Annotated in this window: 19 protein-coding genes; 11 read left to right on the top strand and 8 right to left on the bottom strand. The window is 68.7% G+C overall.

Annotated elements, in window-relative coordinates:
- Positions 1–93 precede the first annotated feature (93 nt).
- Together ACZ518_RS03535 and ACZ518_RS03530 are read right to left on the bottom strand one after the other, a co-directional pair.
- Positions 94–291 (bottom strand): hypothetical protein, encoded by a 198-nt coding sequence (locus ACZ518_RS03535; RefSeq protein ID WP_469111351.1) that lies wholly within the window; start codon positions 289–291, stop codon positions 94–96.
- 5 nt (positions 292–296) lie between these two features.
- Positions 297–1,148: a helix-turn-helix domain-containing protein gene (locus ACZ518_RS03530; protein ID WP_469111350.1), complete on the bottom strand. Its 852-nt coding sequence runs from the start codon at positions 1,146–1,148 to the stop codon at positions 297–299.
- Between the two features lie 248 nt (positions 1,149–1,396).
- Between ACZ518_RS03530 and ACZ518_RS03525 the strand changes: the two genes are divergently transcribed.
- The 4 genes from ACZ518_RS03525 (at position 1,397) to ACZ518_RS03510 (ending at position 4,046) form a co-directional block, all read left to right on the top strand.
- Positions 1,397–1,882 (top strand): ATP-binding protein, encoded by a 486-nt coding sequence (locus ACZ518_RS03525; protein WP_469111349.1) that lies wholly within the window; start codon positions 1,397–1,399, stop codon positions 1,880–1,882.
- Between the two features lie 44 nt (positions 1,883–1,926).
- Complete coding sequence (locus ACZ518_RS03520) at positions 1,927–2,505, top strand: DUF4291 domain-containing protein (protein ID WP_469111348.1); 579 nt, start codon at positions 1,927–1,929, stop codon at positions 2,503–2,505.
- 73 nt (positions 2,506–2,578) lie between these two features.
- Positions 2,579–3,178, top strand: coding sequence for a hypothetical protein (locus ACZ518_RS03515; protein WP_469111347.1), 600 nt, complete (start codon positions 2,579–2,581; stop codon positions 3,176–3,178).
- Between the two features lie 391 nt (positions 3,179–3,569).
- Positions 3,570–4,046, top strand: a complete 477-nt coding sequence (locus ACZ518_RS03510) for a ricin-type beta-trefoil lectin domain protein (protein WP_469111346.1) — start codon at positions 3,570–3,572, stop codon at positions 4,044–4,046.
- A 61-nt stretch (positions 4,047–4,107) separates the two neighbouring features.
- On the opposite strand, the gene ACZ518_RS03505 is transcribed toward ACZ518_RS03510, so the two are convergent.
- From ACZ518_RS03505 to ACZ518_RS03495, 3 genes are read right to left on the bottom strand one after another with little or no spacing between them, the layout of a single operon-like run.
- Complete coding sequence (locus ACZ518_RS03505) at positions 4,108–5,214, bottom strand: DNA polymerase III subunit beta family protein (RefSeq protein ID WP_469111345.1); 1,107 nt, start codon at positions 5,212–5,214, stop codon at positions 4,108–4,110.
- 34 nt (positions 5,215–5,248) lie between these two features.
- A complete protein-coding gene (locus ACZ518_RS03500) occupies positions 5,249–5,641 on the bottom strand; it encodes a DUF6188 family protein (RefSeq protein WP_469111344.1) in 393 nt (130 codons plus the stop codon).
- The gene (locus ACZ518_RS03495) at positions 5,638–7,467 is read right to left on the bottom strand and encodes a polymorphic toxin-type HINT domain-containing protein (protein WP_469111343.1); all 1,830 of its coding nucleotides are present in this window, start codon (positions 7,465–7,467) and stop codon (positions 5,638–5,640) included. The genes ACZ518_RS03500 and ACZ518_RS03495 overlap by 4 nt, the downstream gene beginning before the upstream one ends.
- 167 nt (positions 7,468–7,634) lie before the next feature.
- On the opposite strand from ACZ518_RS03495, the gene ACZ518_RS03490 reads away from it, so the two are divergent.
- From ACZ518_RS03490 to ACZ518_RS03480, 3 genes are all read left to right on the top strand, one after another.
- Entirely contained in the window at positions 7,635–8,234 is a 600-nt protein-coding gene (locus tag ACZ518_RS03490; RefSeq protein ID WP_469111342.1) for a hypothetical protein, read from the top strand.
- Between the two features lie 1,079 nt (positions 8,235–9,313).
- Positions 9,314–12,841, top strand: coding sequence for a DNRLRE domain-containing protein (locus tag ACZ518_RS03485; protein ID WP_469111341.1), 3,528 nt, complete (start codon positions 9,314–9,316; stop codon positions 12,839–12,841).
- Entirely contained in the window at positions 12,838–13,374 is a 537-nt protein-coding gene (locus ACZ518_RS03480; RefSeq protein ID WP_469111340.1) for a hypothetical protein, read from the top strand. The genes ACZ518_RS03485 and ACZ518_RS03480 overlap by 4 nt, the downstream gene beginning before the upstream one ends.
- Before the next feature lie 754 nt (positions 13,375–14,128).
- Here the strand turns inward: ACZ518_RS03480 and ACZ518_RS03475 are convergent.
- On the bottom strand, positions 14,129–14,662 hold the full coding sequence (locus tag ACZ518_RS03475) for a TetR/AcrR family transcriptional regulator (protein ID WP_469111339.1): 534 nt from the start codon (positions 14,660–14,662) through the stop codon (positions 14,129–14,131).
- A gap of 97 nt (positions 14,663–14,759) precedes the next feature.
- Here ACZ518_RS03475 and ACZ518_RS03470 point away from each other — a divergent pair, with 97 nt between their 5' ends.
- The gene (locus ACZ518_RS03470) at positions 14,760–15,164 is read left to right on the top strand and encodes a nuclear transport factor 2 family protein (protein WP_469111338.1); all 405 of its coding nucleotides are present in this window, start codon (positions 14,760–14,762) and stop codon (positions 15,162–15,164) included.
- 90 nt (positions 15,165–15,254) lie between these two features.
- Positions 15,255–16,895 (top strand): cytochrome bc1 complex cytochrome b subunit, encoded by a 1,641-nt coding sequence (gene qcrB / locus ACZ518_RS03465; protein WP_469111337.1) that lies wholly within the window; start codon positions 15,255–15,257, stop codon positions 16,893–16,895.
- A 1-nt stretch (position 16,896) separates the two neighbouring features.
- On the opposite strand, the gene ctaF is transcribed toward qcrB, so the two are convergent.
- Both ctaF and ctaD read right to left on the bottom strand, forming a co-directional pair.
- Complete coding sequence (ctaF, locus tag ACZ518_RS03460) at positions 16,897–17,286, bottom strand: aa3-type cytochrome oxidase subunit IV (RefSeq protein WP_469111336.1); 390 nt, start codon at positions 17,284–17,286, stop codon at positions 16,897–16,899.
- Complete coding sequence (gene ctaD, locus ACZ518_RS03455; RefSeq protein ID WP_469111335.1) at positions 17,276–18,916, bottom strand: aa3-type cytochrome oxidase subunit I; 1,641 nt, start codon at positions 18,914–18,916, stop codon at positions 17,276–17,278. Before ctaD ends, ctaF begins: the two co-directional genes overlap by 11 nt.
- A 195-nt stretch (positions 18,917–19,111) precedes the next feature.
- On the opposite strand from ctaD, the gene ACZ518_RS03450 reads away from it, so the two are divergent.
- A complete protein-coding gene (locus ACZ518_RS03450; RefSeq protein WP_469111334.1) occupies positions 19,112–19,429 on the top strand; it encodes an antibiotic biosynthesis monooxygenase family protein in 318 nt (105 codons plus the stop codon).
- Between the two features lie 20 nt (positions 19,430–19,449).
- Entirely contained in the window at positions 19,450–19,707 is a 258-nt protein-coding gene (locus tag ACZ518_RS03445) for a hypothetical protein (RefSeq protein WP_469111333.1), read from the top strand.
- Positions 19,708–19,718 lie beyond the last annotated feature (11 nt).

Raw genomic sequence — 19,718 nt, 5'->3', positions numbered from 1 at the left:
GGCACCGGCGCGGCGCGGGAAACCAGCCGGCGGTCACGCACCCGCCGCCCTCGCCGCGGTCCCGCTTCTCACCCCGTTCGCGCGACAGCGCGCTCAGCCGTCCAGCAGGTGGTCCGCCTTGCCGGCCTTGATGTCCCGGATCAGCGCGGTGAGCGCGGCGCGGCTGTCCGTGAGGGGACGGTCTTCCTGCCCCGCGACGGCTATGTAGCTGTTGCCGTCCCCGTCCACGCCGATGCGGTAGCAGTTGTTCCCCGCGCCGCAGTACGGCTCTTCCCAGCTGATGTCGACCATGGCTCTCACAGCTCCTTGTGGACGTGGTGGATGAAGTCCCGGGATGCGGAGGCGTCCAGTGCGTGGGCGTCCATCCACTCCAGGTGGCTGCGGTACTGGGACAGCTGGCCCTCGGCGTGCATGAAGTCCGGCCCGTGCGCGGAGTCGAGTTGTGCGGTGTCGAGCTGAGGAACGACGCCTTCGGCGTACAGCAGGGCGTGTCCGGCACCGGGGAAGATGCCGTGGGAGATGGGCAGTACCCGAATGGTGATGTGGTCGGCGGTGCTCCGCTCGCCGAGGTACTCCAACTGCGCGCGTGCTGCCTGCCGCCCACCGAACTGCATGCGCAGGGCCGTCTCGTGCACGAAGCCGGTGTAGCGCACCGGTTCGGGGCGGTCGAGTACGCACCGCCGCTCTTGGCGGTGGGCGACCCGGAGCTCGACCTCCAGGCGGGGCAGCGCCGGCAGGAACGCGCCGAAGACGGCGCGTGCGTAGTCCTCGGTCTGGAGGAGTCCGGGGATGTGTACGGTCTGGATCGTGTGCAACCGCGTTGCGTGCCACTCCAGTTCGGCGATGTCGAGCATGCCCGCCGACAGCTTGTCCCGGTACTGGGCCCACCAGCCGCGTGTTCTCGTCTGCGCGATCGCAGTCAGGCCGTCGAGATAGGCCTCGTCCGTGCAGCCGTAGTTGGCGGCAAGGATGCGCAGGCGCTCGACGCTCAGGGCTCGAACGCCCGACTCGATGTTGGGGATCTTGCCCCGGTCGACGCCGATCAGCCCGGCCGCGAACTCGGCACTGACGCCCGCGCGCAGGCGCATCTTGCGCAGCTCGGCTCCGAGCCTTGCTTGTCGGTACGTCGGCGACGTCCTGGGTGGCATGAGGGCAGTCTGCATGGAACCGCCCGCCCGGTCCAGCAGGGGTGTTGGCATCACCAAGCAGGTGGCGCAGGCATCACTAGTTGCCCTACATTCAGTAGCGCACCGCTCACGCAGGGGAGTTGAAGTGCATCGCCGCAGCATGCCTCGGGCCTCGGCGACGAGCCACGCTCCCCGGCTGCGCGAGCCCCTGTGCGCGTCGAGCTTCCGATGCCAATCCGCCGTCACAGCCGACGACTTGGGAGCCGAAGATGCTCAGCCCCTTCACCGCGAACCTGTACACCGCCCCCGCCCCGTGCCCCATCGCACCGGAGCAGCCGCCGGAGGCGGAGGCCGGGGCCGGGCTGTCGTGCAGCGTGACGCTGCCCGCCTCCGCCCGCTCCGCGGGCATCGCCCGGCAGGTCGTGCGGGCCGCGCTGCGGGCCTACGCGCTCGACCCGCTCGAACCCGCCGCCGTCCAGGCGGCCTCCGAACTCATGGGCTCCGCCTGGCGGATGGACCCGTACGGGGAGATCTACCTCTCCCTGCGCCACCGTGACGACGCCCTCCGCCTGATCGTCTACGACGGCCACTCCGCGCACGCCCACCCCCGCCTCGCCGCCCTCTGCGAAGCCCGCCGCCGGGCCACCCTGCGGGTCTTCGCCGCGCTCGTCCGCGACCACGGCGGGGAGTGGGGCGTCGGCCCCTCCCGGGAGCCCGGCGGCGGGACGCGGACCTGGGCCACGCTGCCGGTGTGAAACCCCGTCGCGGCGCGGGCGGGCCGGAGCCGATACTCCGGTGCATGACACCCCAGTTCCAGGTCCGCGCCGACTACGACGCCCGCACCATCGTGGTCTACCAGGCGTACACCCCCGCCATCGCGGACGCGGCCCTGCGTGCGGGGCGGTTCGTCGAGCCGTCGTTCTCGTTCCGGCGGATGACGTGGATCAAGCCGTCGTTCCTGTGGCTGATGCACCGCAGCAACTGGGGTCACAAGGCCGGGCAGGAGCGGATCCTCGGCGTGCGGATGACCCGGGAGGGGTGGGAGGAGGTCCTGTCCAGGGCCGTGCTCACCACCTCGAACCCGGATGCCGTCGCCCGGGCGGCCGTACACGTCCAGTGGGATCCCGAGCGATCCCCCCGCGGGGCGGCGCTGAACCACTACAGCATCCAGGTCGGCATCGGGCGCGGGCTCATCCGCACCTTCACGGACGAGTGGATCACCGGCATCACCGATCTCACCCCGCAGGTCCGCAAGGCCGAGGCGCTGATCCGGACCGGGCAGGCCGGCAGGGCCCGGCGGCTGCTGCCGCCGGAACGGCCGTACCCGCTGCCGCCGGCGCTGGAGGCGCGGCTCGGGGCCGTCATGCCCCAACGCTGACGTTTGTCACTTTCGTCCGGGCCCAACTCCATTCAGGGTGGAGGGAGATGGGACAGGGAAGGGGGGCGGGCGCGTGACCGCGGCGGAGTGGGTGGCGGGGACGGTGACGGCCGGGCCGGGCAAGGCCGGTGTCGCGCGGGTGTGGGTCCGGTCGCTGGTGGAGGTGGTCCTGCGGCGGGCGGCGGTGCCGGGGGTGCGGCACTCGGCCGGGGTGCGGCAGCTGGTGCTGCCGCTGGTCGCCATCGAGATCGTGACCTCGTTCCTGGTGTCCTCGATGGTCCCGCCCCCGCTCCGGCCCGCCCATGCGGCGCTGGAGGTGCTGCTGATTGCGGGCGGGCTCGCCTTTGTGGCCTCGCTGCACCGGCATCCGCACCAGGTGGACGCGGAGCGGGTGGTGCTGCGTACCGGGTTCCTCGGGGACGTGACGCTGCCGCGCTCGGCGGTCCGGTCCGTGTCGCCGGTGATCCGTACCGTGGACGGCCGGGGTCTGCGGCGCGTGCCGGACGAGCCGGACGCGGTGGCCTGCTCGGTGAGCGGCGCGCTGGAGGTGGCCGTGCACCTGGACCCGCCCGTCCGCCTCGACCTGGGCGCCGCCGGGGTCGTCGACGCCGTGACCGTGTACGCCTCGGCCGACTCCCTCGCCGCCTTTTCCGCGGCCCTCCGGGCGGCCTAGGAATTACCGCCGGATTCACCCGCCGTTTGTATTCGGCGTGAAAAGGCGGGTGCGGAACGTTTCGGCGCGTTGGGCGCCGCGTCCGGAATGTGGATCCGCCCTGCGCAGGGGTGTGGCGCAGGGCGGATCCGGTGTGTCGAGCCGTGAGTTTTCGGCCATTCTCGCAGGTAGAGTGGTGGGTTGTGTTGCGCCCGGAGGGGGTTGATTCGCCATTCGGCGGTCATCGGATCATCTGTCGACTGCTCGTTCCGGGTGAAGGGATTGGGCAATCCAATTACTCGGCCGGTGATCGCTGGTATCAATTGCCATGCGCTCGGATTCGAGCCGAATAACCCCCTCTTTTTGGCTTGAGTGAATCACTCCTGCCTGCGTCGAGAATGGAATCCGCATCATGGCAATCGCCCTCCGCAAGACGCTCGCCGTCGCCGCGCTCGCCCTGACCGCCTCCCTCCTGCCGTCCGGTGCGGCCGGGGCGGCGGGCGCCGTCCAGCAGGCGGCCGTGCCCGGCCGGTACTGCCTCGCCAATGCCTGGGGGACCCCGGACGTCTCCTCGAAGCCGTGCGACACCGCGGACCGGGGACAGCAGTGGACCCTCTCGGGCCATCAGATCTCCCTCAGCAACGCGCGCGGCTACTGTCTGGCCAACAACTGGGGTACCCCGGACGTCTCGACGAAGCCGTGCGACCCCAACGACCAGGGGCAGTACTGGAACGTCTCGGGCCAGAAGATCTCCCTCGCCTTCGCCCCGGGGTACTGCCTCGCCAATGCCTGGGGGACCCCGAACCTCTCCTCGAAGCCGTGCGACGCCGCCGACCGCGGGCAGAACTGGGTGGTCTTCAACGACCAGATCAGCCTGGCCCTCGTCTGACCCCCGCTCCCGCGCCCGGGGCGGCCGCAGCCGGCCGCCCCGGGCGCGGGGCAGACCCGGCCTAGTCCTCCACGCGCACCGGCATGAGCATCGAGTACGTCTCCTCGTCGTCGCCGCGGCTGATGGTCAGCGGCCTGGGGCCGGTCCCGGCCTCCAGGACCAGCCGGTCCCGGTTCGCCGCGGCCAGGGCCTCCAGCAGGAAGGCGCGGTTGACGCCGACCCGGTACCCGGGAGAGCCGTGCTCGCGGACGGCCACGGTCCCCCCGTCCGTCACCTCCAGGACGCTCACGTCGTACGCCTCGCCGTCCTGCTCCCGCACCTGGCTGCGTACGGGCCCGGCCACCAGCGCCTCCCGGAACGCGGCCACGTCCACCGTGGCCCGGCGCCCGGCCGGCAGGCGTGACAGGCGGCGGTAGTCGGGGAAGCCGGTCCCGCCGCACCGCCCGCCCGCCTGCCGTTCCCCGGCCTCCAGGACCACCCTGTCCCCCTCGACCAGCAGCTCCGCGGAGCCCTCGGTACCGAGCAGCGCCCGCATCGCGTCGACCAGCGGGGACGGGACGACGGCCTGGACGCGGGACGACCCGTCGTAGCCCTCGGAACCGGTGACGGCGGCCGCCGAGACGGCCAGCCGGTACCGGTCGGTGGCGACGACCCGCAGCGTCAGGCCCTCGACGTCGAACAGGACACCGCCGAGCATCGGCAGCTCCGGATCGGTGCTCGCGGCGAACCGGACCGCGTCCAGTGCGGCGGCCAGTCCGGGCGCGGACACGGTCAGGCGGACGGTGGTGGTGCCGGCGGTGGTCGGACTCATCGGGATCTCCCTGGCATCGAGAAGGGCACGGACCGTGGAGAACTCGCGGCGCGCGTCGGCGAGCCCCCGCTCCAGCCGGAGCAGGTGCTCCGAGAGCAGCTTCAGCACGAGGGCGGTGTCCCGCCCGGACCAGCCGGCCGTCACCAGCCGGATGTCCGCCAGCGGCATGCCGGCCCGCCGCAGGTGCGCCAGCAGGCGCGCCTCGTCGAGCTGCCCGGGCCCGTACCAGCGGTACCCGCTCACCGGGTCCACCCAGTCCGGGACCAGTACCCCGGCCCCGTCGTAGAACCGCAGCGCGCTCACGCCCAGTCCGCTGTCCCGGGCCATCTCGCCGATACTGCGCATCTCGTTCTCCACGCCCGGCACTCTGATCCCTCCACCAAGTCGAGGGTCAAGCCCGCATGCTGCCCGCCCCCTGCTCCCACGACCAGCAGAACGCCCCCGGCTTCCACAGGCGGACCCGCGTCGCGGGGTCCGCCGCCCGGACGTTGAGGTGGTGGCCCGTGCTGAACACCATCCTCAGGGACCCGTTCTTGAACGCGACCGCCGACCGGACGGTGGTACCGACGAGCCGGCCCGCTTCCCCGACGGGAAGCGCGACCGCACCCGGCGCGGACGCCGGGCCGTCGGTCAGGAGCACCGGTCCGGAGACCGTGAGCACCACGCCGTCGGCGAGCGCCACGGTGAGGCCGTTCCGCGGCAGGTCGACGGCCTCGACGGCCACCACGGGGGTGCCCCGCAGCCCGACGAGCCAGCGGTCGTCCTGCTCCTCGATCTCGGTCACGGCAGTTCCGGCAGGTGGTCGAAGATGTTCCCGATGCTGTCACCCGGGCTGCCGTCGGGCATCTGCGGATGGACTTCGCCCGTCTTGGGGTCGATGAGCATGTCCGGGTTCTTGTTGCCGCCGATGCCGCGCCACGCGCCCTGGGCCTTCACCTTGTGGATCGCGTCCTTGATCTGCTTGACGGAGTAGCCCGTCGCCTTCGCGATGGCGGCCGGCCGGCTGCACAGCCCGTTGGAATTGTGCACCAGGACCGGAGTGGCGCCCGCGAGCACGTAGTAGGTGTGGAGGTCGTTGACCGTGAGGTTGTAGGCGCCCCGGAGTTCCTTCCAGTGGACGACCCTGTCGATGCCGACGGTGGCGCCGTCCGGCGTGCGGAGGGTGTCGCCGGAGTCGAGATCGGCGGCGTCCGTCCACTGCTTGCGGTTCTCCGACCAGAACGGGTGGTGGTCGGTGGAGGTGAGGGAGCCCCGGCCGGCGTCGGCGCTGAGGGTGATGCCGGTGAAGTCGACGTCGTCGGGGGTGTGGATCGTCCCCTCGACCGGGCGCGGGCCGGTGACGCCCGACTCGGGGTCGGTGGCGAGGACCGTGTCACCGGGCTTGACCTGCTCGATGGGACGGGTCGCCCCGTCGGCCATCAGGACCGGCGTACCGGCCGGGAAGCTGTTGAAGCAGCCGGCGACCTTCTCGCCCTTGCGGGCGGCGCGGATGGCGTCGGCGGTGAGCGTCCCGCCGGTGCGTACCCAGCGCAGCACGACGAGCGCGCCCAGGGCGCGGTCGGTGACGCTCAGCTCCTCGCCGGTGGCCAGGTCCTTGCCGCGGAGGGCTTCGATGACGCCCTTGCCGTCGCCGATGCCGGGGAGCAGGCTGAGCAGCGAGCCCATCTTGCGGTCCTGGGCGGCGAGCACTTCGGCCGGGGTCTGGTTCGCGCCGACCTTCTCGTTGACGTGCGAGAAGTCGAACTTGATGTCCGGCACCGAGACGATCTTCTCCGCGGTCTTGTTGAACCCGCGCACGGCGGTGTTCATCTGACCCAGGCCCTCGTTCATCTCACGGACGCCCTCGTTGAGCTTGTCCATGCCGCGATTGGCCTGCTCCAGGCCCTTGTTCATCCCGTCGATGCTCTCGTTGACCTGGACCATCGTGGCGTTCATCTCATCGAGCGCCTCGTTCATCTGGTCGAGGCCCTTGATGATCTGGTCGACGTCCTTGCCGATGCCCTTGAGCTCGTCGAGCGCGTCGAAGATGCTCGGGCCGTCGGGTGCGGGCTCGACCGGCTTCCGCTCGGGGAAGTAGTCCCCCAGGTAGACGGAGAGGAGGGTGGTGAGCTCGGCGGAAGGCTCGCCGACCGCGTCCAGCAGCTCCGAAGCCTGGAACAGCTGGTTGCGGAACTTGTCCAGGTGCGGCCTGGCCGCCTTGTACGTCTTGGCGAGCTGCTTGAGTATCTCCCTCCGCCGCTCGGGGTCCGCCTCCTGGTTCGCCTGGGTCAGGAGCGGCCGGAGCTGACCGGCGAGCTTCTCCATCTCCTTGTTGACCTCGGTGAAGGCAGCGCCCTTGTCCTTCATCGCCGGCTGGGAGACGTAGAGGTACGTGCCGACGGCGAGGCTGAGCTTGAGGGACTTGAGCGCGAACTCCCTGGCGCACTGCGGCCGCTGGTGCAGCGGCAGCGACCTGCAGTTCGCGTACTTCGAGACCTTGGCGGCCATCTCCAGGAGCGTGGGCTCACGCTCGGGCTGTTCGGCGGCCGCGGCCGAGCCGATGCCCGCACCCGCGGTCAGGCACAGGACGGTGAGGACGGCGACGATCTTCTGTTTGACGTGCTGAAACATGCGTTCCTTACGACGCGGCCCGCGAGGGCCGCGCTTCCCCGTGGCGGCGACTGCCGCCGTTGTTGCTCACGCGTCATGCGGCATGCGCGCGTGTGGTCGCGACCGACCGTACGGCGTTACCGAAGGTCATGATCATTTGCCCTCAACCGGCCCCGTAGGGTGGGGGGATGGGGACGGAAGCGGAATCGGAAGCGGAATCGGAGCGGCGGCGGGCGGTGGCCGTGGACCGGCCGTTCCTCCTCGCCGTCCTGTGCGCGGTGGTCGCCGCCGTCGTGAGCTGGACCGAGCTGATCCTGGTCGTGCCCGGGCGGGTGCTGCCGCACTGGGCGGTCGCGGGGACCGTGCTGCTCGCCGCCGTGGCGCTGCGGATCCGCCGCCGCTTCCGGCGGCGCCCGGCGCCCGTCGTCACGGGGTGGTGGTGGGCGGCGTTCGCCCTGCCCGCGCTGGTGGCCGTGGCCGGCATCGGGCTCGGCGGGGCGGGGGACCTGGGGGCCGAGTACCGGGTACTGGAACCGGCGGGGCCGGACGGCTGCCGGGCCGTGGTGCGGGAGAACTCGTTCTTCGTGATCGGCGACGGAAGCGTGTACGCGGTGAAGGGCTTCGGGTTCGCCTTCCCCGGCAGCTCCTGGATCGCCGACGACAACGCCCGCCCCATCGCCGCCGGCCAGTACGAGCTGAGCTGGGGCGAGCGGGCGGGGGTCCTGGAGCTGCACGGCCGCGAGGGCGACCCCGTGATGCCGGGCCTGCACGGGGTCGACTGCCGCTGACGGGCCGAGGGGGCAGAGCCTGAACCGGGTCCTGAGTTGGGCTCAGCCCACGCCGAGTGCTTCAGCCAGTTCCGCAGTGTCTCGCGGGAGCCGATGCAGAGCTTGTCGGTGACCGCGTGCAGAGCGGCCGTCTCGTTCGGGTAGTCGTCGCGCACCTCGGCGACCATGTGCACCGCACGACGGCGGAGCTCAAGCGGGTAACGGGAAGGTCGTGCCCTGACTCGATCCTTTCATGAAATCGAGTCTCCATTCGACACGGGGCGGTTCAACCTCAGGTCTGCCCCTGGCCTGGCGGCGAGGGCCCTTCTCGAGCACTTCAATGCATGGCTTGGTCGAAATTCAGGCGCAAGAGCTTGCTTTCAGGCAAATCTCTTGTGAAGTGCGCCACCGGAATTCTGCATTCCGGGAATTTTGGACCAATTGGCGACACGTCGCCCTCGGTACGCGCCGGATACGGTGCCCCGTCATGCAGGGACCGCTTGGTGCGCGCAGGGAGAGACCGAAGAAAAATGACGAATCGATTGTTCGGTAGACGAAACGGACGGTGGGGCCCCGGCAGGGCCTCGCGCTGGCTAGCCAGCGGATCTGCTCTGGTGGTATCCACCGCCCTCTTGTACGCCATACCTGCTGGAGAAACAGCAGCGGCTGCGCAGCACACGGGCACGGTTGAATCTGGGGTTACTGCGGTGGCCCCGGCGGTCGACATCTCTCGGGCACGCGTAGCCGCACGTCAGGAGGGCCGCCGCATTGAGGCTGCCACTGAGCGTACGGAGACCACGACCACGTGGGCGAACCCCGACGGCACCCTCACGACTGACGTGTCTGCCGGACCGATTCGCTTCTATGATCCAAAGACTCGTGGCTGGCGCGACGTGGATGTCACTCTCGGCCGTGGTGCTGATGGTTCCCTAGCCTCCACGGCCCATCCCCACGGTTTGAAGCTCGGCAGCGGAGCCGTTCGGTCAGCTAAGTCCAGCTCGAGGGCATCTGACCCCACTTCCAGTACGGATCTGGTCACCTTGGGCGAGGGGGATCAGAAGATCACGCTCGGCTGGAAGGGGGCCCTTCCCGTCCCCGCGGTGAACGGCACCCGCGCGGAGTACACCAACGCCGTCGTCGGCGGCGACGTTGTAGTAGAAGCAACCCGCACCGGCTTCGAACAGTTCGTGGAGCTCAAGCGGCGGCCGGCGGGGGGCGACTACTCGTACGTCCTGCCCCTGACCACCAAGGGTCTTGAGGTTGAGCAGCAGGTCGATGGCAGTGTGCTGTTCACCAGCCGAAAGAGCCGCAGGACGGCCGTCATGCCCGCGCCGGTGATGTGGGATTCGACCGTCGACCCGGTATCCGGGGAGCACACCCGTGTAGTGCCCGTGGGGATGAAGGTCGTGCAGAAGAAGGGCGCCGTTGACCTGGTGGTCACCCCGGACAAAAAGTTCCTTGCCGACCCCGGAACGAAGTACCCGGTCGTCGTGGACCCATCCACGTCGGCCCTGGGGAATCTCTTCGACACATACGTTCAGGAGGGCGAGACCGTCGACCAGTCGAACGACACAGAGCTGGACTTCGGGAATCCCGGTACGGTCAATGCGAACGGAACGCCGCGCATCGCTCGTTCTTTCATCACCTGGAACACGGCTCCCCTCGCGGACCTGCCCATCACGTCCGCCCAGCTTAGCTTGTGGAACTTCCACTCGGGCAATTCTGATTGCGCGATGCAGCCATGGGAAGTGTGGAGTTCTGATGGCGCCACCACCACTTCGCGCTGGACGAGCCAGCCGCGGATGGCGGCGAAGTACGCAACTTCGATGGAAACACGCGGAAACCCCGGCTGCTCTTCGGCTCAGGACGGGTGGATCAACGCCGACGTCACTGGCCTGGTGCAGTACTGGGCAAGCCAGAAGTGGGCCCGCTCAAGCATGGGGCTCAGAGCTTCTTCAGAACTGCCCACCGGGCAGTGGAAGCGGGTAAATTCTGCGAATGCCTCCACGAATCCGCCAAGGCTGACAGTGACCTACAATTATCAGCCGATTCACGCCAATGGGAGTAAGACCCGACAGGCTGGACCGCCTTTTTCGGGCGATATGACCGGTACGTGGTTCTCTCCAAGCCTCACGCCGACTCTGCGTGATACGTTCCTTGATCAGGACGGCGACCCGGTGAGTGGGAGCTTCCAGATTTTCGACTCGGAGACAAATACGCAGGTCGGCGATATCCTTATTTCGCCAATCGTGCCGTCAGGCACCCCTGCATCGGTTACCGTCCCCGCAGGTTGGCTACAGCGTGGACGTACGTACCGGTTCCGAACTCTACCGAACGACGGAGTCTCCGCCGGGTTTGAGTGGTCACCATGGAGCACGCTTAAGACCGCACCACTGCCCGACACCCCGCAGGAACTCCGAGCCGGAGCCACTAATTCAACCGCACCTATTCTATCCGCCATGGTCACTGACCCCGCACGCCGCCGAGTCAGCGCTGAATTCCGGGTCATGAACACCTCCGGAGCCGAGGTGCCTGGCCTGAAACTGGCACCCGTATGGAAGGAGAGTGGCCAGCGGGCTGCCTTGCAGCTTGCGGATAATTCGCTCAACGATGGCTCGGCGTACCGATGGCAAGCACGAGCCTGTTCTGCAGTTGGGTGCTCTCCGTGGTCGGTTGAGCAGCAACTAACTATCCGGGTCCAGCCGCAGCCCCCGCTGCCCGCCATTCCACAGAGTCTCACCCTCCGTGGCGCGGCACTCGAAACCGCCTCCGCAGATATCGGCTGCCTGCCTGCGGACTGCCCGCTCAAGCCTACAGACCTTCGGGTCGGCAAGTACGGAACACAGACGTACGCCACCTGGATCAAGCCTGATCTCTCGGGGCTCCCAAAGGGAGCCCGCATCACTTCAGCGAAGCTGTCGTTGACACGCTCTGACTGCGCTCCGGCTACGACTTGCATTGAGCAGGCCCCGACGGTCTACCAGCTGTCCTCTGGCTGGTCCAGATCGCAAAGCGGCCGAGAGTTGCTTACGGCAGCCGGCACGGAAGAGTACGTATCCGGGACATTGCTTTCCGAAGTCGATCTCGGGCTTCTTCTCCAGTCTTGGACTGAACGTGCGGATAACGAAGGTCTTGCCCTCACTGCCCCCGATGGGGCGGCAGGTGCGCAGTACTGGGCGAGCGCACACACGGTTGATGCGGAGCGGCCGCAGCTGAAGGTGGAGTATCTTCCGCCTACAGTGCCGGGTGCCGTCACAGACCTCGCCATCAACGGGGGCGACGCGGGCCTGGTGGCTACCTGGTCAAACCCCATCGACGTCGGTGTAAGCGCCGAGCCTTCCTACGTCGTGGCGCTCGAGAGGGCGGATGGCAGCCTGGTCGCCGAAAAGGAGAGCCGCGTTTCCCGCATGGTATTTGTGGGGCTGGATAAATCGCAAACGTATAGAGTGAGGGTGGCGGCCAAGAACTTCATCGGTAGCGGTCCTTCGACTCTTTCGCCTCCGACTCAGGGGAAGGACGCAGGGATCGGTGTGACTCCCTACCGTGACTATGTTGAGGAATACTTGAAGGCCCGAAACAAGGTCATTACCGGAGAGAGTCCAGTGGTTTCAGACGCCGTCGCTGAATCGCGGCACGGTGCGGTGTTCGGCGAACTGCTTAGCGCTCAAGGTCCGGGCCTTGTCAACACCCGGGAAGTGGCCAAGAACGAGGGTCGGACCTTTACTGCCGCCGAAGCCGCTACGAGCGATGTACTTGTCGGCCAGGGCGCCGAAGAGGCTCAGATCCTAGTGCGGGCCGCAGTGAAACAGGCAGAGGCATCCCGCGTGGATGGAGCCGGCGAAGCCAAGACTGAAGAGCATGAAGAGAAGCGCTTTGCGTTTACGGTTTCAGGTGACTCTGTAAAACTGGTGGCAGAATCCGATGATATTTACGCAGGAATGACACTCTCGCAGACGGTTGTGGCGGAGAGTCAACTTGATGTGGCTTCTGTCGAGACTCTCCTCAATCCGGACCCCATGCCGGGGATGCCGAAGTCGGGCTCTGCCCCCTCAAGCGCGGCTGCATCGATGAGCGCTACGCAATCAGCGGGCCGCGTTCCAGGTGTAGACAACAAGAGGACAGCTGAATGGGCGTGGGCCAACGCAGATATCCCGGCAGAATATAGCCAAGATTGCACAAACTTCATTTCTAAAGCCCTATATCACGGCGGGGGGATGAAGATGCGTTTCGGTTGGTATACCTCCAAGACCTCATGGTGGCGAAACACGGCACATCCGGTCGTTAAGAACAGTCGCACCTGGTCGGCTTCGCAGAACCTGCTAGAGCACCTCATGTCCGCCCGGCCGAAGGATGTTATTATGCGAGGTGAGGACCTTAAGGCGGGCGACCTGATTTTCTTCAAATGGGAAAGCGAGAAGGTCTACAATCACGTGGCGGTCTTCACTGCGGTCCCACAGGCCTACTGGCGTGATGGCCGATACGTTGTCGACTCACGTGCGACCTGGGTTGCGCAGCATGGGCGCAAGTCCCGAACGACGATGTACGACATCTTCCACACCTATAATGAAGAGCTCAAGGATCCCATTGGTGAAGTCGTGATCATTCGCCCCAAGGAGAATATCAGGTGACTCTTCGCCGCACCGCAGGTACGGGATTCGTTTTCCTGATTCTGTGGGGTGTCATGGCGTGCTCCAGCACAGGCGATCGCGCAAGCGGCGTACGGTATGCAGAAGATTATGCTCGCCATAAACCCTTGTCGGTACAGGGTCAGCCGTCTGCTGGGTCTCTGCAACTAGTGCAGGAGATGGTTTGGCGTGTTGCCGACAGTGATGCTGAAGCGCTCGAGTCGCTGGCCACTGGCGACAGCACCGAGAGTGATCGGCAGCGGACCGCCAGGAATTGGATCGCGGAGTTTCGTGCGGGAGCTGCCGGAGACGTCACAGCCGATTTCTACGGCTCTGGTGTCGACCGGCAGGCGGTGGTGCTTTATTTTCACGAGACCGGCCAGATCAAAGCAATCAATGTGCGTCTCGATGGAAATGGTGGAGGGGAAGGATGGCGTCTGAGAATGCTTGAGCCTGACCCGAAACAGGTGAAGGTCAATCCTGCCTGGGTTCCTGTGGCGCCCAGAGGGAATGCCCAGGTCCGGGAATCGAACTGACTGGCAGTAAGTCGCAGTGGCGCTATCTGTGGGGTGACCGTGGATAGCGTCACTGCGTTTTATGGGAGTCTTATCCCTGCGGGAGCCCCGCAGCTGGACCGGCCTGGGTTGGCCGGCAATTGGCCTTTACGCTGGGCGGATGTGACCCACATGGATCAGTGCGGAGCCGACCTCACGGCGGTGGGCCCGCTCCACCGAGTCGGCGGTGTCGCGCAGTCGCTCCACCGTCGCGTCGGCGAGCCCGGCCAGGATCTGGTCCCGCGCCGGGAAGCCGGCGTCGACTCCGTTTGGCCTTGCCGGGAGTCAGCCCTCCGGCAGGGAGAATGCGATCGGCACGGACAGCGTCGCGGGCATTCATAGGCCTGCTTCCACGGATCGCACGGGAACGTACATCAGTCGAACCAGCCGCCGACCGCGTGGGCCGCGTCGCCCAGCGCGTCTGCGGCGTGCGGGGCGCTGCTCAGCCCGCCGGCTGGAACGCCGTCGTGTCGATCTCGCAGACGAAGGGGGCGGGCACCGGCAGGGGGTACCGAAGGAGACCGTCTTGTGGGCCCGGTAGCCGTGGGGGGAGGGGTCCGAGAAGCAGGTGATCTCTTCCGCCTGCATGTCGACCACGTGTGCGCAGCATGTCCCCGAAGGCTGGATCCCCCTGGGGAGCGGCCACCACGGGCCGGTTCCGCTCACTCATGGCTGTCACCGTGGTCCTCCGGGCGGCGTCGGTGCCTTGCCTCAGGCTAGCGCTGCTGCCGGGGTCTCAGCCCGCCGCCCCCAGCAGCCGCAGCGCCGCCTCGCGGGCGCGGAGGGCCGGTTCCGGGCCCGGGGTCAGGGCGGCGACCACCGTGGCGCCCTCGGCCAGGATCAGGAGCTGGTCCGCGAGGGCGGGGGAGTCGGTCAGGGTCCCCAGCAGGGCGCGCAGCTCCGCCTTGTGGCGGCGTACGACGTCCAGGACGGCCGCCGGGCCCGCGCCGAGTTCCCCGTACGCGTTGAGGAAGGCGCAGCCGCGGAAGTCCGGCTCCGAGAACCACCGCGCCAGCCAGTCGAACACCGCCGCCACCGGCTCCCCGGCCCCCGCCACCGCCTCCCGCAGACCGCCGATCCAGCGGGCGTCGCGCCGCTCCAGGTAGGCGGCGACCAGGGCTTCCTTCGCCGGGAAGACCCGGTAGAGCCGCTTCAGCGGTACGCCCGACTCCGTGCGGATGCGGTCCATTCCGACGGCCTGGATGCCCTCGGCGTAGAACAGCGCCTCCGCCGCGTCGAGCAGCCGGGTGCGGGCCTCTTCGTCGTCCATGGGGTGAAGGGTAGTTCAGAACCGCTTGCGCCGAGAACGTTCGTTCTCTACTTTGAGAACGAACGTTCTCCGAGCTGCGATCCGAAAGGAACTCCCCATGCTCAAGCCCCCGTTCACCGAGGAGACCGCCCGCGCCAAGGTGCAGGCCGCCGAGGACGCCTGGAACACCCGCGACCCCGGACGCATCGCCCTCGCCTACTCCGAGGACTCCGTCTGGCGCAACCGCGACCGCTTCCTCACCGGCCGCGCCGAGATCCGCGCCTTCCTCGCCGAGAAGTGGGAGCGCGAGCTGGACTACCGCCTGCGCAAGGAGCTGTGGGCGTACACCGGCAACCGCATCTCCGTCCGCTTCGAGTACGAGTGGCACGACGCGGACGGCCGGTGGTGGCGCAGCCACGGCAACGAGCAGTGGGAGTTCGACGACGACGGCCTGATGCGCCGCCGCGAGGCCAGCATCAACGACGTCCCCATCGAGGAGTCCGAACGGCGGCTCCACGCCTGAGCGGCCGTGTCTGTTCCGTGCCCTCCTGTCCCGTTTCGGTAGCGTGGCGTGGCGTACGCGTCGGGCGGCGCGGTCAGGAGGTGCAGGCCGGTGCCGGGGTCCAAACGCAGAGCACGGGCGGTACGGGGAGCCGAGTCCCTCGACGAGCGGCTGCCGCTGGCGGAGCTCACGCGCGGGGTGCTGCGCAAGGTGTTCCCCGACCACTGGTCCTTCCTGCTGGGGGAGCTGGCCCTCTACAGCTTCGTCGTCCTGCTGCTGACCGGCGTGTACCTGGCGCTCTTCTTCGATCCCTCGATGCGCGAGACCCCCTACCAGGGCTCGTACGAGCCGCTGCGCGGCGTCCTCATGTCGCAGGCCTACCTCTCCACCCTGCGCATCAGCTTCGACGTCCGCGGCGGACTGCTGATCCGGCAGATCCACCACTGGGCGGCGATCGTCTTCCTCGCCTCCATCGGCGCGCACATGTTCCGCGTGTTCCTCACCGGCGCCTTCCGCCGGCCCCGCGAGCTGAACTGGCTGATCGGCGTGACCCTGTTCATGCTGGCGATGCTGGAGGGCTTCGCCGGCTACTCGCTCCCCGACGACCTGCTGTCCGGCACCGGACTGCGGATCGCCCAGGGCGTCATGCTCTCCGTCCCGGTGGCCGGCACCTACCTGAGCTCCTTCGCCTTCGGCGGCGAGTTCCCCGGCGAGGACATCGTCGCGCGCCTCTACCCCGTGCACATCCTGCTGGTCCCCGGGCTGCTGCTGGGGCTGGTCACCGTGCACCTGCTGCTCGTGTTCCACCTCAAGCACACCCACTGGGCGGGCCCGGGCCGCACCGCCCGCAACGCCGTCGGCCTGCCCTTCTTCCCCCAGTACCTGGCCAAGTCCGGCGGCCTCTTCCTCGCCGTGTTCGGGGTCCTCGCCGCACTCGCCGCCGTCGCGCAGGTCAACCCGATCTGGGTGTACGGCCCCTACCGCACCGACCTGGTCTCCGACGGCTCCCAGCCCGACTGGTACATCGGCTTCCTGGAGGGCGCCCTGCGGCTGATGCCCGGGGTCGAGACCCGGGCGTGGGGGCACACCATCTCCTGGAACCCCCTGGTGACGGCCGTCCTCATGCCCGGCCTGCTCTTCGGCGTGCTCTACGCCTACCCCTTCTTCGAACGCTGGATCACCGGCGACACCGGCGAGCGGCACCTGTGCGACCGCCCCCGCGACCGGCCGGTCCGCACGGCCCTCGGCGCGGCGGCCCTCTCCTGGTACGCGGTGCTGCTGCTCGCCGGGGCGCAGGACATCCTCGCGTTCCTCTTCGCGCTGCCCCTGCCCCCGCTGACCTGGGCGCTGCGCATCGCCGTCTTCGCCGTGCCGGCGGCGGTCTTCTGGCTCACCAGGAGGCTCTGCCTGGCCCTCCAGTCGCACGAGCGGGAGCTGCTGACGGACGGTGCGGAGACCGGCCTGGCGGTGCAGGGCGCGGAGGGCGCCTTCCACCCGCGCTACGAGGAGCTCCCGTCCGGCGAGCGCTACACCATGCTGGCCAGGGACCTGCCCGCGCCGGTGGAGTACGACGGCGACCCCACCCGCCCCCTCCCGCTCCGCGCCCTGAACCGCGCCCGGGCGGCCGTCAGCGCCTGGTTCCACCGCGACCGCGTCCCGTACCCGCTCACCCCGGAGCAGCGCCGGAAGGTCGCCGCCACCCTCGCCGGACCGGACCGGCCGCCGCCCCCCGGGGACGGGGAAGGCGCCTGAGCTACTCCGGGTGGTCCAGGTTCTGGAACGCGAAGCCGAGGACCCCCGGCAGCAGCACCCCGAAGCCGATCAGGCACAGCCACAGCCCCTGCACCACGCCCAGCCCGACCAGCGCGCTCCCGGCCGCCGTCAGCACGGGGTGGAAGCTGCGGGCCGGGAAGAAGACCCGCCGCCCGCCGGCCTCCCGCACCTCGGCGTCCGCACGGTCCTCCGGGCGCTCCCCGCCGCGCCGGTGCTGCCGCCACAGGAACGCCGCGACCAGGGCCGACATCACGAAGGACACGCAGAGCGCGGCGATGCCCGCCGGCTCGTCGGACAGCCACCCGTAGACGGCGGTGACGGCCCCGAAGAACAGGGCGGTACCGGTGAAGAGCCAGGCCTCACCTTTCAACGGGCACCTCCGGGTGGTGAAGGTCGAAGGCCGGGGACTCCGAACGGATCCGGGGCAGGGCGTGGAAGTTGTGCCGCGGCGGCGGGCAGGAGGTCGCCCACTCCAGCGAACGGCCCCAGCCCCACGGGTCGTCGACGGTGACCCGTTCGCCGTACCGCTGCGTGCGCCACACGTTGTAGAGGAACGGCAGCGTGGACAGGCCGAGCAGGAAGGCGCCGATCGTGGAGACGGTGTTGAGCAGGGTGAACCCGTCGGCCGCGAGGTAGTCGGCGTACCGGCGGGGCATGCCCGCCTCGCCCAGCCAGTGCTGCACCAGGAAGGTGGTCTGGAAGCCGGTGAACAGGGTCCAGAAGTGGATCCTGCCGAGCCGTTCGTCCAGCATCCGCCCGGTCAGCTTGGGCCACCAGAAGTAGAGGCCGCCGAAGGTGGCGAAGACGATCGTGCCGAAGAGGACGTAGTGGAGGTGGGCGACGACGAAGTAGCTGTCGGTCAGGTGGAAGTCCAGCGGCGGCGAGGCGATCAGTACTCCGGTCAGCCCGCCCAGCAGGAAGGTGACGAGGAACCCGATGGACCACAGCATCGGGGTCTCGAAGGAGAGCGAGCCCTTCCACATCGTCCCGATCCAGTTGAAGAACTTCACCCCCGTCGGCACGGCGATCAGGAACGACAGCAGGGAGAAGAAGGGGAGCAGCACGGCTCCGGTGGCGAACATGTGGTGGGCCCACACGGTCGCGGACAGGCCGGTGATCGCGATGGTGGCCCCGATCAGGGACACGTACCCGAACATGGGCTTGCGGCTGAAGACCGGCAGGATCTCGCTGACCACGCCGAAGAACGGCAGGGCCACGATGTAGACCTCCGGATGCCCGAAGAACCAGAAGAGGTGCTGCCACAGCAGCGCGCCGCCGTTCGCCGGGTCGAAGACGTGGGCGCCGAACTTCCGGTCCGCCTCCAGGGCCAGCAGGGCGGCGGTGAACACGGGGAAGGCCAGCAGCGCCAGGATCGAGGTGAACAGCACGTTCCAGGTGAAGACCGGCATCCGGAAGAGCGTCATGCCGGGGGCGCGCAGGCAGATGACCGTGGTGATGAAGTTGACCGCGCCCAGGATCGTGCTGAGCCCCGCCACCGCCAGCCCCATCACCCACAGGTCCGGGCCCGTGCCCGGGGAGAACACCGCCCCGTTGAGCGGGGCGTACGCGAACCACCCGAAGGCGGCCGCCCCGTCGGCGGTCAGGAACCCGGAGACCACCATCAGTCCGCCGAAGAGGTAGACCCAGTAGGTGAAGGCGTTCAGCCGCGGGAAGGCCACGTCGGGCGCGCCGATCTGGAGCGGCATCACCGCGTTGGCGAAGCCCGTGAAGGTCGGCGTCGCGAAGAGCAGCATCATGATCGTGGCGTGGATGGTGAACGCCTCGTTGTACTGCTGGTTGGACAGGATCTGGAGCCCCGGGCGGGCGAGTTCGGCCCGCATGACCAGGGCGAGGGCGCCGGCGAAGAGGAAGAAGCCGAAGGCCGTCACCAGGTAGAGGTTGCCGATGGTCTTGTGGTCGGTGGTCGTCAGCAGGCGCAGCACCGCGGAGCCCTGCCGCACCCGCCGCTCGGTCCGGGCCGCGTGGTCCACCGCTGTCATCGGGCCTCCAGGGAGCCTCGCCGCCGAGCGTGCACCCCATGCCCTACCGCCTCACCGGCCCGCCGCCGGTGCGCCGCGCCGCGCGCGGGGAGCCGGTCCCGCCGACCGGACGATGCCGCCCGCCCGCCCGGACGGGCCGGTACGGGCTTCGCGGCCTAACCTGGGGGAGGGGGCCGACTCCCGAGGTGGTGGGCGATGTCCGACACGACGAGCAGGTACTGGGCCTCAGGGAACTGGCAGGTGCGCGCGGGCCAGGAGGACGAGTTCATCCTGCGCTGGACGGAGTTCCTGACCTGGACCCAGGGTTCCGTCGACGGTTTCCTGCACGCCCGGCTGATCCGCGACCTGAACGAACCGGCCCACTTCGTGTCCGTGTCCCGCTGGACCGGCGTGCAGGCCATGAGGGACTGGCAGTCCATGCCCGAGTTCGCCGAGCTCTTCGGCGCCTGCCGGGCCCTGTGCGACGACATGAACAGCGGCGTGTTCGAACTCGCCATGGCCGTGGACAAGTGATCCACTGACACAATGCGTGCATGGCGCATGAAGACACGGCCAAGGCAGACGAGGCCGAGGCAGACGAGACCAAGGCAGGCGAGGCGATTTACAGCAAGGAAGCGGCCGTCGGCCTCTCGACGGGCCTGTCCGCCGGCATCCTGCTCGGGCTCCTGGTGTTCGACAACATAGGCGCCGGCCTGGCCGTCGGCACCTCCCTCGGGCTCGCCGTCCCCGCCCTGCGCCGCTCCCTCGCCGCGAAGCGCTCCGCCACCCCGCCGGGCGGCGACCGCGCCTGAGCCCCCCGCCG

The organism is Streptomyces sp. NPDC033966 (genome assembly GCF_055575955.1).
This window is presented reverse-complemented; position numbering and strand designations above follow the sequence as displayed.

Bases quoted from the DNA above. Each gene is read 5' to 3' on its own strand.
- ACZ518_RS03490 (WP_469111342.1), top strand. From the start codon at position 7,635: ATGGGGACGGAAGCGGAATCGGAAGCGGAATCGGAGCGGCGGCGGGCG.
- ACZ518_RS03475 (WP_469111339.1), bottom strand. From the start codon at position 14,662: ATGGACGACGAAGAGGCCCGCACCCGGCTGCTCGACGCGGCGGAGGCG.
- ACZ518_RS03520 (WP_469111348.1), top strand. From the start codon at position 1,927: ATGACACCCCAGTTCCAGGTCCGCGCCGACTACGACGCCCGCACCATC.
- ACZ518_RS03530 (WP_469111350.1), bottom strand. From the start codon at position 1,148: ATGCCACCCAGGACGTCGCCGACGTACCGACAAGCAAGGCTCGGAGCC.
- ACZ518_RS03510 (WP_469111346.1), top strand. From the start codon at position 3,570: ATGGCAATCGCCCTCCGCAAGACGCTCGCCGTCGCCGCGCTCGCCCTG.
- ACZ518_RS03495 (WP_469111343.1), bottom strand. From the start codon at position 7,467: ATGTTTCAGCACGTCAAACAGAAGATCGTCGCCGTCCTCACCGTCCTG.
- ctaD (WP_469111335.1), bottom strand. From the start codon at position 18,916: ATGACAGCGGTGGACCACGCGGCCCGGACCGAGCGGCGGGTGCGGCAG.
- ACZ518_RS03450 (WP_469111334.1), top strand. From the start codon at position 19,112: ATGTCCGACACGACGAGCAGGTACTGGGCCTCAGGGAACTGGCAGGTG.
- ACZ518_RS03525 (WP_469111349.1), top strand. From the start codon at position 1,397: ATGCTCAGCCCCTTCACCGCGAACCTGTACACCGCCCCCGCCCCGTGC.
- ACZ518_RS03470 (WP_469111338.1), top strand. From the start codon at position 14,760: ATGCTCAAGCCCCCGTTCACCGAGGAGACCGCCCGCGCCAAGGTGCAG.
- ACZ518_RS03445 (WP_469111333.1), top strand. From the start codon at position 19,450: ATGGCGCATGAAGACACGGCCAAGGCAGACGAGGCCGAGGCAGACGAG.
- ACZ518_RS03535 (WP_469111351.1), bottom strand. From the start codon at position 291: ATGGTCGACATCAGCTGGGAAGAGCCGTACTGCGGCGCGGGGAACAAC.